The organism is Streptomyces sp. NPDC001617, assembly GCF_053596855.1.
This window is the reverse complement of sequence record NZ_JBSFHA010000063.1, coordinates 25,917-39,416: the sequence shown is the minus strand read 5'-3', so window position 1 is coordinate 39,416 and position 13,500 is coordinate 25,917. Positions and strand designations below refer to the sequence as shown.

The 13,500-nt window shown below is 67.7% G+C and carries 12 protein-coding genes and 5 pseudogenes; 12 read left to right on the top strand and 5 right to left on the bottom strand.

Annotated features, from left to right (window positions below; genetic code table 11):
- Nucleotides 1-333 precede the first annotated feature (333 nt).
- Together ACWC09_RS36205 and ACWC09_RS36200 are read right to left on the bottom strand one after the other, a co-directional pair.
- A pseudogene (locus tag ACWC09_RS36205) lies at nt 334-622 on the bottom strand (BRCT domain-containing protein); the annotation flags it as partial.
- Between the two features lie 31 nt (nt 623-653).
- Nucleotides 654-950 (bottom strand): hypothetical protein, encoded by a 297-nt coding sequence (locus tag ACWC09_RS36200; RefSeq protein WP_450855264.1) that lies wholly within the window; start codon nt 948-950, stop codon nt 654-656.
- A gap of 984 nt (nt 951-1,934) precedes the next feature.
- On the opposite strand from ACWC09_RS36200, the gene ACWC09_RS36195 reads away from it, so the two are divergent.
- The gene (locus ACWC09_RS36195; RefSeq protein WP_450855263.1) at nt 1,935-2,672 is read left to right on the top strand and encodes an SAM-dependent methyltransferase; all 738 of its coding nucleotides are present in this window, start codon (nt 1,935-1,937) and stop codon (nt 2,670-2,672) included.
- Nucleotides 2,673-3,405: 733 nt separating this feature from the next.
- The gene (locus tag ACWC09_RS36190) at nt 3,406-4,143 is read left to right on the top strand and encodes a class I SAM-dependent methyltransferase (protein ID WP_450855261.1); all 738 of its coding nucleotides are present in this window, start codon (nt 3,406-3,408) and stop codon (nt 4,141-4,143) included.
- A gap of 122 nt (nt 4,144-4,265) precedes the next feature.
- Here the strand turns inward: ACWC09_RS36190 and ACWC09_RS36185 are convergent.
- Nucleotides 4,266-4,514, bottom strand: a pseudogene (locus tag ACWC09_RS36185) (helix-turn-helix domain-containing protein); the annotation flags it as partial.
- A gap of 99 nt (nt 4,515-4,613) precedes the next feature.
- On the opposite strand from ACWC09_RS36185, the gene ACWC09_RS36180 reads away from it, so the two are divergent.
- Complete coding sequence (locus ACWC09_RS36180) at nt 4,614-4,790, top strand: hypothetical protein (RefSeq protein WP_450855259.1); 177 nt, start codon at nt 4,614-4,616, stop codon at nt 4,788-4,790.
- Nucleotides 4,763-5,023: pseudogene (locus ACWC09_RS36175) on the top strand (ester cyclase); the annotation flags it as partial. The gene ACWC09_RS36180 and the pseudogene ACWC09_RS36175, both read left to right, overlap by 28 nt.
- A 209-nt stretch (nt 5,024-5,232) precedes the next feature.
- Here ACWC09_RS36175 and ACWC09_RS36170 read toward each other — a convergent pair.
- Nucleotides 5,233-6,489 (bottom strand): MFS transporter, encoded by a 1,257-nt coding sequence (locus ACWC09_RS36170; protein WP_450855257.1) that lies wholly within the window; start codon nt 6,487-6,489, stop codon nt 5,233-5,235.
- The gene (locus ACWC09_RS36165; RefSeq protein WP_450855255.1) at nt 6,480-6,980 is read right to left on the bottom strand and encodes a MarR family winged helix-turn-helix transcriptional regulator; all 501 of its coding nucleotides are present in this window, start codon (nt 6,978-6,980) and stop codon (nt 6,480-6,482) included. Before ACWC09_RS36165 ends, ACWC09_RS36170 begins: the two co-directional genes overlap by 10 nt.
- Before the next feature lie 291 nt (nt 6,981-7,271).
- Here ACWC09_RS36165 and ACWC09_RS36160 point away from each other — a divergent pair, with 291 nt between their 5' ends.
- From ACWC09_RS36160 to ACWC09_RS36125, 8 genes and pseudogenes are all read left to right on the top strand, one after another.
- Entirely contained in the window at nt 7,272-8,054 is a 783-nt protein-coding gene (locus ACWC09_RS36160) for a phosphotransferase enzyme family protein (protein ID WP_450855253.1), read from the top strand.
- A 138-nt stretch (nt 8,055-8,192) separates the two neighbouring features.
- Nucleotides 8,193-8,747, top strand: coding sequence for a transposase (locus ACWC09_RS36155; RefSeq protein ID WP_450855251.1), 555 nt, complete (start codon nt 8,193-8,195; stop codon nt 8,745-8,747).
- Nucleotides 8,675-8,986, top strand: a complete 312-nt coding sequence (locus ACWC09_RS36150; protein ID WP_450855250.1) for a transposase — start codon at nt 8,675-8,677, stop codon at nt 8,984-8,986. The genes ACWC09_RS36155 and ACWC09_RS36150 overlap by 73 nt, the downstream gene beginning before the upstream one ends.
- 277 nt (nt 8,987-9,263) lie before the next feature.
- Nucleotides 9,264-9,398 (top strand): annotated as a pseudogene (locus ACWC09_RS36145) (IS5/IS1182 family transposase); the annotation flags it as partial.
- 41 nt (nt 9,399-9,439) lie between these two features.
- Entirely contained in the window at nt 9,440-10,033 is a 594-nt protein-coding gene (locus tag ACWC09_RS36140) for a DUF4291 domain-containing protein (protein ID WP_450855291.1), read from the top strand.
- 199 nt (nt 10,034-10,232) lie between these two features.
- A complete protein-coding gene (locus ACWC09_RS36135) occupies nt 10,233-10,772 on the top strand; it encodes a GNAT family N-acetyltransferase (RefSeq protein WP_450855289.1) in 540 nt (179 codons plus the stop codon).
- 156 nt (nt 10,773-10,928) lie between these two features.
- A pseudogene (locus ACWC09_RS36130) lies at nt 10,929-11,307 on the top strand (zinc ribbon domain-containing protein); the annotation flags it as partial.
- A gap of 1,004 nt (nt 11,308-12,311) precedes the next feature.
- Nucleotides 12,312-13,271: a hypothetical protein gene (locus ACWC09_RS36125; protein ID WP_450855248.1), complete on the top strand. Its 960-nt coding sequence runs from the start codon at nt 12,312-12,314 to the stop codon at nt 13,269-13,271.
- Nucleotides 13,272-13,500: the final 229 nt, after the last annotated feature.

Genomic DNA, 13,500 nt, shown 5'->3' with positions numbered 1-13,500 from the left:
AGAAGAACCGCCGCACCCACAACGTGATCACCAACGGGCGCCCCGCCAACGGACGTTCGGCCGGCCGACGCCGGTAACGGGAGTGCACCCGGCGTCCCGGCCAGCCGCAGCTCGGACGGTCCGGTGGAAGACGGCAGGCCGTCGCCTCAATCATGACCCCCTCCGCGGCGGCGTGCACCGCCGTGACCCGCGCGTCGATCCCGGGAAACAGCACATCCTCGATCGTCACGACCCCCATACCGGGGCAATCCCCACGTGAAACGTTCCCGCACTCGCGCGCTCGCCTGGGGATTCACGGAATCGCGGCCTGAACCAATTACATGACCGCTGACAGGCGGCGAACTCGTCCGGGATGGCCAGGCGGACACCGAGGTCCTTGGCTTTGGCCCGCTTGGATCCCGTGCACTCTCCGGCCACCACCAAGGTGGTCTTTTTGGAGACGCTGGAGGAGGAGCGGCCGCGGGCGCGTTCGACGAGTTCGGTCACTGGTTGCGGTTGAGTTCCCGCAGCGGGCTGTCGTCACACCGGTGACGACCACGGTCATCCCAGCCAGCGGCCCCTCCGCACCCCCGGTGCTGTCCTCGTGGCCGCCGGTGTCATTGTCGGGCGAGGCGGGCGTGGGGCCCCGGCCTCGGCCGGGACCCCACGTTCGGCTACGGCATCATGCGAGCTCGCGCGGCCAGTGCCCGCTCCAGCACCTTCTCCCGGTACGGGTTTGCCGAGCTGAGGGCCTTCGCCACCTCCACGGCCTCGTCGAGCAGGGCCAGCCTGCGCTCAGGCAACTCCCGCACCAGGGGTGAGCTGCTCTCCTCCACCAGGACGTACGCCAGCTTCGATCCGTACACCTCCGGCTCGACCTGCGTCAGCAGTCGGTAGATCCACAGCCCCTCCACGCCTCGCACCACCCGACGGTTGGCACTGAGCAGCCTGACCCTCGCCAGCACAACCATGTCCTGATCCATCGATCCCCTTCGCCTTGCCCCTCCCTGGCCGGCGCATGTCACACGGGAGACAGCACAGCGAACGTGCCGGCAGCCGATGACGGATGCCGGCACGTTGGCCGGAGAGCGGATGACGACGAGTCTGCGCGCATGGCACCACCCACAACAAGGCCGCACAGGCGTGCGCTTCGTCCTACCGAAAGCTTCTCCGACCAGGCATGATGGACCTGACACTCACTCAAACCCCCGGCGATAAGCATCTTGTTGCCCGCGTACCCGCTGTCGATCTTCTCCAGAAGGAACGACCAGCAGGTCAGGTTGGCGTGACGGGGAACGGGGGAGTGCCGGGTGATGCCAAGGCGATCCAAGCGTGACGCAGTTCGAGCACACCGGGGGCCGTGGCGTCCTGCACCAAAGGCCGTCCCGCGACCGGGCGTTCGGCCAGACGGCGCCGGTAACGGGAGTGCACGCGCCGCCCCGGCCAGCCGCAGCTCGGACAGTTGGGCGGGGGTCCGCAGGCCGCAGCCTCGACAACGACCCCAGTCCGCGGCGGCGTGCACCACCGTGACCTGCACATCGATCCCGGGAAACAGCACATCCTCGATCGCCGCAACCCCCATACCGGGGCAATCCCCATGAGAAATGTTCCCGCACTCGCTCGTCCACCTGGGGATTCACGGAATCGCGGACTGAACCAATAACGCGAACGTCCACACCCCGGGGATCTCCGGCAGCTTCACAACCTTCTTGCCCATCAGTAGCCCTCTCTGTGCCGAGCGACCATCCCGGCGCGATCACAGGGCGGCCCCGCGTGCACCGCGACGTATTTCCCCTCATCCATCTGCATGCCTGGCCACACGCAACAACGTTCGGGATGGCCGGGAAAGATGCCGAGTAATTGTCAAGTCTGTGGATCGACGGTTGCCCCGGAGGGCTTCAGCCCGCGACCGAAAACGAGGTGCGAGCATCCTCTGGCGCTGACAAGCTGCGCCGGTGAATCGTGAACAGATCTCCGCGATCGCCCATGCTGATCACCCGATAAAATCTCCGCTCGATGACGACTCGGTGCGCCGGCTTCTGGAACGCGGCGTCCCGCGTGGCGACGAGCGTGTGCTCGACCTTGGTTGCGGCGCCGGGGAATGGCTCCTGCGCGCCCTGGCCACGCGCCCGCAGCTGCACGCCGAGGGCGTCGACATCTCCGAGGACGCCTTGGCGCAGGCCAGCCAGGCGGCGAGCCACCTTGGGGTCCAGGAGCGCCTCGTTCTCCACCATCAGGAGGCCGCGAATTTCGTCTCCTCGCACTCGTTCGATCTGGTGCTCAGTGTCGGGGCCACGCATGCCTTCGGCGGTCTGCTCCCCACCCTCGCAGCAGCGCGCAAGCACCTGGCTCCCGGCGGCCGCGTCCTGATCGGTGAGGGGTTCTGGGACCGCGAGCCTTCCCAGGAGGCCGTCGAGATGCTCGGAGACTTCACCGACCTGGCGACCACCGTGGACCGTATCGTCGCCGACGGCTGGATTCCTGTCGACGGGCACGTCAGCACGCGCCGCGAACTGGACGACTATGAATGGGCCTGCTGGGGGTCACTGGCCTCATGGGCCCTGGACCACCCTGCCGATCCGGACAGCTCCCAAGTGCTCGCGACGGCCAACGCCCGGCGCTCCGAATGGCTGCGCGTCTACCGGGACACTTGGGGCTTCGTCTCCCTGGTCCTGCGTCAGACGTCCGGCTGACGGACCTCGGGGCAGCCCAAGCCCTGCCCTGGCAGATCGCAGCACTCCTCGGCCGGTGTCTCGTGGGTTCGTCTCTCGTCCTCAGGCAGCGAGGCGCTCGGGGCGTTCGACGAGGTGGCCGCGTTCGAAGCGGGCTCCGGCACGGACGAGGGCGACGAGGTGGGGTGCGTTCACGGCTCGCCAGCGGGCCCGGGCGGTGCGCGGCCGGCGTCCATCACGATTGTTGAGGAACGGCAGCAGCGCGCTTGTTACCTTGCCCAGGTCGCGCACGCCACGCGCGTCGACCTTCAGCCGGGTCGTCTGACGGTCGCCATCCTGTTCAGATCAGCCTCGACGACGCCCGCGAAGCCCGCCCGGCGGCCGAAGCAGCGATCGACCGCGTCCGGGAGAAGTTCGGCCCGGCCGTCATCGGTCCGGCCGCCGTCTTCCGTAACGCCTCCTGACCCTCCCGACCGACCGGTGCTGGCCTGCAGAGGTGAGTGCCGGTGTTGCCTGACCTGGCCGGTCGGGCGGCCCCAGAGCCTTCCGCACCGGCCCTACGTCCAGGCCGTCGACGCCGCCCTGCTCACTCGCGGCATCCCGCCTGGCGAGGTGCGGGCCAACATCAACGGCCGCCGATGGGGCCTGACCGGGTAGATGCTCCTGCAGTTCTTTATGGTCTGGCCTCGGACGATGCTCTGAGGATGGCTGTAGAAGGTGCGCCACGCGGCAGACCTTCGGACAGGATGGACGAGTGATCGACTACGACGGCGAGGCCCTGAACTACGACGCGTCCCGAGGCGGTGAACCGAGAGCCCTGGCCGCGGCAGATGCGGTGAAACTACTGCTGCCCCAAGGGCCTTGCTCAATCCTGGACATCGCGTGCGGCACGGGCATGGTGACCAGAAGACTGCTGAGTTCGGAGCGGATGGTGGTGGGTGTTGACCGTTCGCCCGGGATGCTGAGTCTTGCCGGGCAGCGGGTGCCGGGAGGTGTCGCGCGCGGCGACGCCATGCGGCTGCCCTTCGTGTCGGACGGGGTGGACGCCGTCGTGATCGTGTGGTTGCTGCATCTGCTGCCGGACCCCGCATCGGTGCTTGCCGAGGCGGCCAGGGTGTTGCGGCCCGGCGGGATGCTGATCACCACCGTTGACAAGGACGACGCCTACTTCGTCGAGGACAGCGACATCGCGCAGGTCACGGCGGAGTTGCGGCGCCAGTACGCACCCCGGGTCCCGGACGGTTCCGCCCAGGTGCTGGGTTGGGCGGCAGGGCGGGGGCTGGGTCTCGCGGGGCGGACCGTGTTCCCCGGAACGGGGCAGGGTCGCAGCCCGCGCAGGTGGCGGGAGGTGATCGAGGCGGGGCGTATCCCCGGGTGCTCGCATGCGACCGCGGACCAGGTAACCGACGTACGCAGCCGGCTCGCTGAGCTTCCAGACCAGGACAAGGCACGCCCGGACCCGCTGTACCAGCTCATCGCCTTGAAGTCGTGACCTTGCGCGGTCTGAGCTGTTCCTCGGACTCTGGATCTCCTGGCCGGGCTGCCGGTGGAGGTCCTGGGCCGGATGCGCACGAACCGGGTGATGCGCAAGCCGGTCCCGGTGCCGTGGATCTCCCCGCCCTTGTACTTTGGGTAGAGCGTCTCGAAACCGTCGGCGTTGAAGTTGTGGATCATGTCCCGGACCCGGTCCGCGCTGGTGAACGTCACCTCGGCGATCTTCGCCACGGTCATGTCCTGCGCGGACAACAGCACCCTCTGGGCCCGCCGCCAGGTCACCACCGAGCCGCTGCCACGGCGGATGATCCGCAGCAGCCGTCTGCCCTCGTTACCGTCGATCTCACGGACCCTCACTTTCCCGGCCACGGGGTCATTTTGGATGCTGCGGATGGGTTGTGTGGCACAGGCGCGGAGGCCAGGGACGTTCCCTGGCGAGTCCGATCAGCTGACGGATACCGTCCTTTCATGTCCGACTCAGCCGAAGCCATCAGCAAGCGCAATGCCGGGGTCGTCCGCCGCTACCTTCGGGTCTTCGAGACGAAGCAGGTCGCTGAGTCGAAGAACTCGTCGCTGAGGACGTCCTCGTCCACGGCGCGGGCTTTCACGGCCAGAGCCGGCACTACCCCGAGGGAGCAGTGCTGACTCCGGGGCTGTCCAACTGCCGCGTTCGGGTGCAAGATCTCTTCGCGGCCGGCGACCGGGTCACTGCGGCTTTCACCCACACCCACGACCGCAGCGGCCAGGACCTCACAATGATCGGCATCACGTCCTACCGACTCCGGGATGGACGCATCGTCGAGTTCTGGGGCGAGACCGACCTCTATGGCCTCCTCCGCCAGGCTGGACGCGTACCCGCGCAGGTCCCGCCCCTCTAGTCGGACGGCACCAGATCCAATCGCTCGCAACAAGACGGTCACGGGACAGGTGCGAACATTGCCTGATGCGGCACTAGGCAGGCCCGCGTAGAGGGCCACGGACCGATGGCTTCGTAGCTGCACGGCTTGACTGCTCCGTGGGGAAGCCGGTCGGGATGTCGAAGGGCCGCTCCCGCCAGGCGTTTTGTCTTGTCGCTCCGGAAACAGGCTCATGGGCTGGCCGAGGCTGCACGGGCAGAGGAGGACGCGGAGGAACTGCGCAGGTCTGCCGTCGTGGCGCCCACCACGGCCACGGCGCCGAGGCAGAGCAGGCCGCCGCTGACGAGGGCTGCTGTTCCCGAGGTGACATCGGCCACGAGGCCGCCGCGCATGTTGCCGATGTCGGGCCCGGCTTGCCCGACGATCTGTTCAGCTGCACTGACGCGGCCCAGTAGATCGTGAGGCGTGTGCATCTGGACGACGGTGCTGCGGGAGACGACGGAGACGGTGTCGGCGGCGCCGGCTATCACGAGGAAGGCCAGACCGATCCATGCGTTGGGAGACATGCCGAACAGCGTCAACGCTGCGCCCCAGGCGGCGGAGCCACCGAGCATGACCAGGCCGTGGCGGGGGAAGCGGGTGAAGGTTCCGGAGAAGAGCGACGCTGTCACGCCGCCGACAGCGATGGCGGTGAGGAACAGTCCGAGGGTGCGTGGGTTGCCGTCGAATCGTTCGGCGTTGATCAGGGGGAACAGACTGATGGGCATCGACAACACAGTGGTGGCCAGGTCTGTGAGCAGGGCCCCGCGAATCACGGGGGTGCGCCCCAGGAAAGCAAGGCCGTCCAGCACCCCCCGCAGGCCGGGCCGTGCGGGCTCGTCTGCCGGGTTCATTCGCGGCAGGCCGAAGGCACCGTAGAACGCGGCGGCGAACGTCAAGGCGTCGATCAGGTAGCAGGCGCCGACTCCCGGCCCGCCCGCGATCAATCCGCCGAGCGCGGGGCCGAGCAGCATGGCGCCCTGGAAGGCGATGCGTCTCAACGCCAGTCCTGCGGCCAGTTGATGCTGGGGCAGAAGGTGCGGAATGAAGGTGCGCGAGGCCGGGCCACCGCCTGCGCCGAAGCAGGACTGGAGCGCGACCAGCCCCAGAACACCGGCGGCAGGAACATGCCCGAGGAAGCCCTGGAGCGCGAGCAGCAGCGAACACAAGGCTTGTCCGCTGGTCGCGAGCAGGTAGAACTTCCGGCGGTCCACCCGGTCGACGAGCGAGCCGGCGAAGAGTCCGAGCGCGGTGAGTGGAATCGCTTGGGCCAGCCCGACGGCGCCCGTCCACGTGGGGCTCTTCGTCATCTGCCAGATCTGGAACATGACGGCGACGAGGGTCATTTGGCCGCCGAAGCCGGACAGGGTCTGACCGATCCACAACCGCCGGAAGGGTGGTGACGACCGTAACGGAGTGACGTCGATCAGCGTGCGCTTCAGCCCCATGCGGGATCCTCGGCCAGCTTCTCGGTGATCCGGTCGTGGAAGCTCTTGCGCTCCAGAGCCCGCTCGATATCGGTGACGACCTGGGAGAGCGGGTAGGGAATCTCGGCCTCCAGGTCAGCGACGGCGGCCTCGGTGGCCCGCCATTCCGCTGCCAGGCGATCCGCGACGCGGCGCGCCTTGTCGGTAAGCGTCACCTTCCTCGTGCGTGCGTCCTCGCCCACGACGGTCTGGACCCAGCCGGCCGTGCGCATCGCGGCGACTTTTTGACTGAGTGCCGAATGTGAATGCTGGACCGATTCGGCCAGTTCCGCGATGGTCATGGGTCCACAGGCGTGAAGCCGGAGCAACTCCATGACAAAGCTGGGCTTGAGCCCCTCGATCTGTTGCTCGGAATAGATCCGGGCGATGGCGGCGTCCAACGATGCCTGCAGCAGACGCAGGGGCCGCCACAGGCTCTGCTGCGTCGGGTCGAGTGGTGGGGTGTCAGCCATGCCACGCATCGTAACAGCACTTATATAAGCACTGTTGCTTTTTTGGCTCTCGGCTGTCGACGAGAACCTCGAACACACATGGGTGGTCACCGTGCAGGGTGCGATTCCCGGTGGTTCAAGACCGCGGCTTCCGGGTTATGCCGGAGGGCGACAACTGGCTCAGCACGTCAAGCTCCCTCATCACCCACCGCCAACTCGGATCATCGCGTTAGCTTCTTTAACCTCCGTCCCTACTCTGGCGCGCCCCCTTAATGGGGTGATCATGACGAGCTGATCCGACACACTGGTTCGATGCGGCACGATGATGAACAGCCTTTGTCCGGTGGCAACGTCAGTGATGGTGTCGTTCGCGTCGGGGACACCGTTCGCCGTCCGACCGGACCATGGACTCCCGCTGTGCATGCCCTGCTTGCCCACCTGCACGAGGTGGGATTCGGCGCGGCGCCTCGTCCGCTCGGCATTGACGATCAGGGGCGTGAGGTCCTGACCTTCATGCCGGGAGATGTGGTCTGGCCCGACCGGTTCTCGCTGATGGAACCCGCTCGACAACTGGCTCGCGTGGCACAGCTGGTCCGGGACTTCCACGACGCCGTGCAGGACTTCACGGCGCCCTCCGATGCGCGGTGGCAGACGCTGATCCCCGCTGAGGGCAGTGACATCATCGCCCATAACGACCTGGCCCCCTGGAACCTCGTGGTCGCAGACGAGGCGCGGTGGGCCTTCATCGACTGGGACGCTGCAGGTCCCGGCTCGCGCCTGTGGGATGTCGCATACGCCATTCACGGGTTCATCCCGCTGTCCGCGCATCCGGACTGGCAGAGCCCGGACGCGGCGGACCGACTGCGAGTCTTCGCCGACGCCTACGGTCTGGCTGAGTCCGAACGCCGTCGGTTGGTGCCTCTACTGGGGCGCCGTACGCGTTCCATGCACGACTTCCTGCGCGACCAGGCAGCCCAAGGAGCCCAGCCCTGGGCAAGGCTGTGGGCTGAAGGCCACGGCGACGCTTGGCGAAACGACGCCGAATACATCGAGCAACGCGAAGACCAGTGGATGCAGGCCCTGCTCGCTGGCTGAGGCATCAGCGCCGTGCCTGGCTCCTGGCATCGAACGACATCTCGAACTGGATCACTCACCTGGGCATTCGCCGGACATTGAAGCGGCCTTCGCCTGATCACGTGCTCCGACCAAGGTGCACCGATCGAGACGAAGGCCGTGAGGGTGAGTCTGCTGCCTGCCACCGGTCCCAAGGAGGCGTTCGCGCAAGCGTCACGCTTCCCGGAGGACTTATTCTGCTGCCTGACCGCGCGCGGGGACGAACTGTTCGACCTCGTGGACGCGTTGTTGTGCGCGGACGGTCCGGTGACCTCGCCGGTGGACCTGACGCTGGTGGCCGAGCACCGGCGTGGGCACGGCGCTATGTATGAGGCGTTGAACTGCGGGAGTGTGGACGTGCCCCGGCTGCGGCAGGTGCTGGCCGGTCTGCCGATGCCGCGGGCGCCGACGGCCGCCTGGTCCTGGCGGCCGACGTCAGCAACTGGCTCCGCCCCGACGCGCCGACCAGCGCGGACCGCCTGTTCTGCCACGTCTACGGCCGCAGCGGACGCTCCTCGGACCAGTTCATCCCCGGCTGGACGTACTCCTTCGTCGCCGCCCTCGAATCGGGCCGCACATCCTGGTGCCAGATCCTGGACGCCGTGCGTCTCGGACCGGAGGACGACGTCGCCGAGGTCACTGCCGCCCAGCTCCACCGGGTGGTCGAGGACCTGATCGAGATGGGCCGCTGGCACTTGGGCGACCGCGACATCCTCATCGTCTTCGACGCCGGCTACGACGCCCCGCGCATGGCCCACCTCCTGACCGGCCTCCCGGTCGAGGTACTGGGACGGATGCGCTGCGACCGCGTCATGCGACGGCCGACGCCCTCGCTCAAGGACTACGCCCTGTCCTATTCCCAGGGCGGGCGACCGCCGAAGCACGGCAAGGAGTTCCGCTTCGCCAGGCCGTAGACCTGGGGCGAGCCGGACGCGACCACCGTCCAGGTCACCGACCGGTACGGCACCGCCCGCGCGATGGCCTGGGACCGCATCCACCCCCGCCTGACCACCCGCTCCGCCTGGATCGACCACACCGGCGAACTCCCCATCATCGAAGGCACGCTGATCCGCCTCCAGGTCGACCGCCTGCCCGGCGGAGGCAATCCCCTCCCGCTCTGGCTCTGGCCGTCCGCCACCGGCCTGAACAGCGAGGACGCCGACGTGCGCTGGCAGGCGTTCCTGAGGAGATTCGGTCGCCTGGCTTGCCGGATGCCGCCGCTTGCACCGCCGCTACGAGCGCAAGGCCGCACGCTTCCTCGCCTTCGCCGGCATCGCCGCCGTCCTCATCTGCTACCGCGGGCTCGACGGTCTCGCGCCGCGGTAATTCGATGGCGCGTACGGAAGGGTGTGCCCACCCTGGTCCCCGTGGAAGAACCCAAATACCAGATTCGAGCCCTGCACACGGACTCCACGGTCACCGTCTACCAGGCGTACGCCCCGGAGATTGGCCTGCCAGCGGCTCGGGAGGGCCGTTTCCCGGCGGTGTGGCAGCGGGACCGGATGACGTGGATCAAGCCGTCGTTCCTGTGGATGATGTACCGCTGCGGGTGGGGCACCAAAGAAGGACAGGAGACTGTCCTCGCCGTCGAGATCTCCCGTGAAGGCTTCGAGTGGGCACTGAAACACGCTTGCCTGTCCCACTACGAGCACGGGCTCCACGCCGACCGCGCCACGTGGAAGCGCCAATTGAAGCGGGCTCCGGCCCGGGTGCAATGGGACCCCGAACGTGACCTGCACCTTCAGCCGCTCGCCCACCGGTCGCTCCAGCTCGGCCTCGCCGGCGAAGCCGCACGCCTCTACGCCGATGCGTGGACCGTCTCCATCACGGACATCACATCGCTCGCCCAGACCATCCACGCGCATGTACAGGACGCCGAGCTCGACGCAGCACGGCAACTGCTACCCCGCGAAGGTCCCTACCCCGTGAACGAAGGGGTCCTGACTCACCTGCACCAATGAGCCAGACCGCCAAATGAGATGAGCTTGAGGTGCCTGTTCCTGATGCTCCAGCGTGCGTGTTCTGCCGAGTCAGGATTCGAACGGCTGGGGAGGACGATGCGGTGCTGGGCCCGGCCCCTGGCGGATTGGGGGTTGGGATGGTGGGTTGTTCGGTCCGCGAGTCTTGATCGCTGCCGAGCCCGCTGATTGGCTTGGCGGTATGACAGAACTTGGCCCCGTGGCCTGGCCACCTGACCCGATCAAGACGGAGCGGCTCGTGCTCCGTGAGTCCGAGGCCCGCGACCGTGCGACGTTTATCGAGTTGCTCTCCTCGCCCGAGGTGCACACCTACCTCGGCGGCCCCCGGCCGCGTGACGAGCTTGAGCGCGAGATGCCCGAGATGCCCGAGCGGTGGCCGGGGAGTTTCGTCGTTGATCTCGACGGGGTGATGATCGGCCAGATCCTGCTCCGGAGAGCACCGGGGCACCATCGCCCGGCTGCCGCGGGGAAGGCCGATCTCGGTTACCTGTTCCTGCCGCGGGCGTGGGGGTTCGGGTATGCCGCCGAGTCGTGCGCGGCGGCCCTTGACTGGTTCGACGGCGTCCTTCCCGGTGAGCCGGTGGTTCTCGCCACCCAGACCGCCAACGTCGGCTCGATGCGGCTCGCGGCGAAGCTGGGGTTCACCGAGGTAGAGCGGTTCCGGGCCTGGGATGCTGAGCAGTGGCTCGGCATGCGGTCCGCGGTCACGCCGTTCGATTGAGCTCGTGCTCGACGGTGTGGATCCGCAACTCGACAGCTGACTGGCCGGTTGGCCTGACGCCGCGTGGACAACGGGCGAAACCACCGACGAGATCGGAACCGCTACGACACCCATGGGCTAGGGTGAAGCGCTCCGGGCGGGACTACGACTCATCGGCACGAGCGGTTGAACATTGCCGGGATGGTCCGTGCGCCCAAGCCGAAACCGGACCCTGAGACTTCGGGTGCGTACCTGCCCAACGGTGCAGCCGCCAAGGCAGGGCTGAGCAAGAGCATTCTGGACGCGGGTTGGGGGTGTTTCCCTGGGGATCCTCGCGAGCAAGGCTGAAAGCGCCGGCCGTGTACTGATTCCCGTGGACGCCCGCAACACCTCCCGCACGTGTCCGCGGCCGAACTGCGGACACGTCGCCGCGGAGAACCGCCCCACACAGGAGAAGTTCCCGTGCGTCCGGTGCGGATACACCGACCACGCAGACCGCGTCGGTGCACTGAACGTAGCTATCAGGGCCGGGCTGGTCCTTCCCGACGTGGCCTAGCCACCGACAGGAGAAGCCCCCGGGTTCATCCGGGGGAGGAGTCACGCAACGGAGCCACAACCGTCCGTCCGGTGCTCTTCCGCAGGAGCCCGCCGAATGACTACTTTCAGTCATCGGCCGTTTGCCGTGCCGAAGTCTGTCAGGCTGCTCGGCCACGGCCGAGGGGAGCGGGAGCAGATGGTGAACGTGGTGGGGGCCATGGGATATGGGGCTGCGGGCGGCGGGTTGTGCTGCGGCGAGACTCGCACGCGACGATCGAACTGCGGCGGGTAGCGGACGAGCAGTTGGCCCTGGCACTGGACTCTGATGACCGGGCACCCGGCGTGCACGCCGGGTGCAGTCTCCCCGCCACTCACGCGGACGAATCGAAGTCGATGTCTGCCGCAGGGGTGGCTACACCTCCATGGTGCGCCCCTCGGACCGTGTGACGGGCCAGCAGAAGCGGTTCAACGCGGCCTCGTACGGGTTCACCGGCCGGATGTGGCTACGGCGACGCCATGTGGGACCACCGAGGCGTCTCCAAGCGGCCCCGATCTGTGAAGATCAATGCTCGTGAAGGCGGCCTGAAACAGGCCCACTTGGTTTCCTGCCGCTGGTCACCGGTGGAGCCGATTCCTGCCGTCCCAGTCCGAGCTTCGCCAGCTGGGGCCTGCTGGAGGCGCCGCGGTGGAGCGGAAGCAGCCGTCGTAGCCAGCCGGATGGGCGATGCGGAGTACGTCCATGTGCTAGCTGGCGTCGGTACGTATGGCGATGCGCATCGGCTGTTCACAGCGTCAGCGGCGTGTCGCTGACGAGCGCTCGACGCGGAGATGGCCCCGGAGTTCCTGGCTCGGACACCAGCCGTGAAGCGGGGGTCTTGGGCCTGCTAGCGTACTGCCGTGCCTTCGGAGATACCCCAACTCGTGGACGAGCTCGTCGCGCAGATGAGGTCTGGTTCGGCTCGTGGCTACAGGCGGGCGTTGTCGCGGTTGGGGGACACCGCACGTGCGGGAGGTCCCGCGAGTTTGACCGCCGCGGTCGAGGCCCTTGCGCCGTGGCTGCCGGGTTTGGCCGGCGACTTCGCCAAGACGGCCGTCCTGGCGGGGGCGTGCGTCGAGTGGGGCGGTTCACCGATGGCGCTGGCCGACGTGCTGCCACAGCGCGCCGCGGAGGCGATGATGCTCAACGATCTGGTCCCGGGGTGCTGGGCCGAAGCGGCTCCCGGGCGGCCGCTGCCGGAGCAGGTGAGCGCCAGTACGAAGCAGCTGGTGCAGGCTCTTGTCACCCTGGCCAGACCGAACGGGCGCCCGGACAAGGGGGACATGACCCGGATCGCCATGTCCTGGTTCGACATGGAGGACTGGCTCAACGCGCTGATCACCGTCTTGGGGCACGGCTCCTTCCGGGCAGCGGTGCCCACCGAGGTCAAGGCCAAGCTGCGAGAGTACGCAGCAGCGGTCGCCGACCGGTCGCAGCGCGCCGTCTGGGTCAGAGACCTGGCTGCCGTCCTCGACAACGAGCCACTGGTCGTCCTCAATCCCCGGGCGCGCAGGGGGTATGCCCTCACGATGAGCGGTGTCGGGGACAACTTCCAGCTGCACACCCTGCTCGCGGACCGGCTCATCGGCGACTCCGACCAGGGCATGGTTCCAGGACCGCGCCCCGACCGCTTGTGGGTCGACGCAGCGACGGACGCCGACCCGTACCTGGGCCCCGATCATCCGGCGCTCCGGCGTTTCCGTCTTTTCGACGGCCATGGCGCCTACGTGTACCCGGAGGGGGTGCCCGCCGACGTCAAGCCGCTCGAGGGCACCCGCGTGCTGGTACTGCACCCACCGAACGGAGACTATGGCATGGGCGTCGGCCGGGTCTTTCAGAACATGATCCCCACCCTCAGCCTTGATCGGGTCCTGGGACCGGACGAGGCGGAATTCTGGCTCACCCGCATCGCCCCCGCCGTCGAGAACGACTTCATGGCTGACTGAGGCGTTCGGCAGTCTCGGTTCTTGCACGGCTTCAGTGCTGCGCTCTCGGTTCGCAACAGAGCGTGACCTGCGTCTGAAGCTGACTCTGGTCTCTCCGCGTGTGTGGGTGTTGGATGGCAACAGTGGATGAGCCATCGAAGGGAGCAACATCGAGGGTGCTGATCGTTTTCAGATGTCGGCGGTGCGACGCTCCGTTGTCCAATCCGCTGAGGCAATGTGAGTGGAAGCC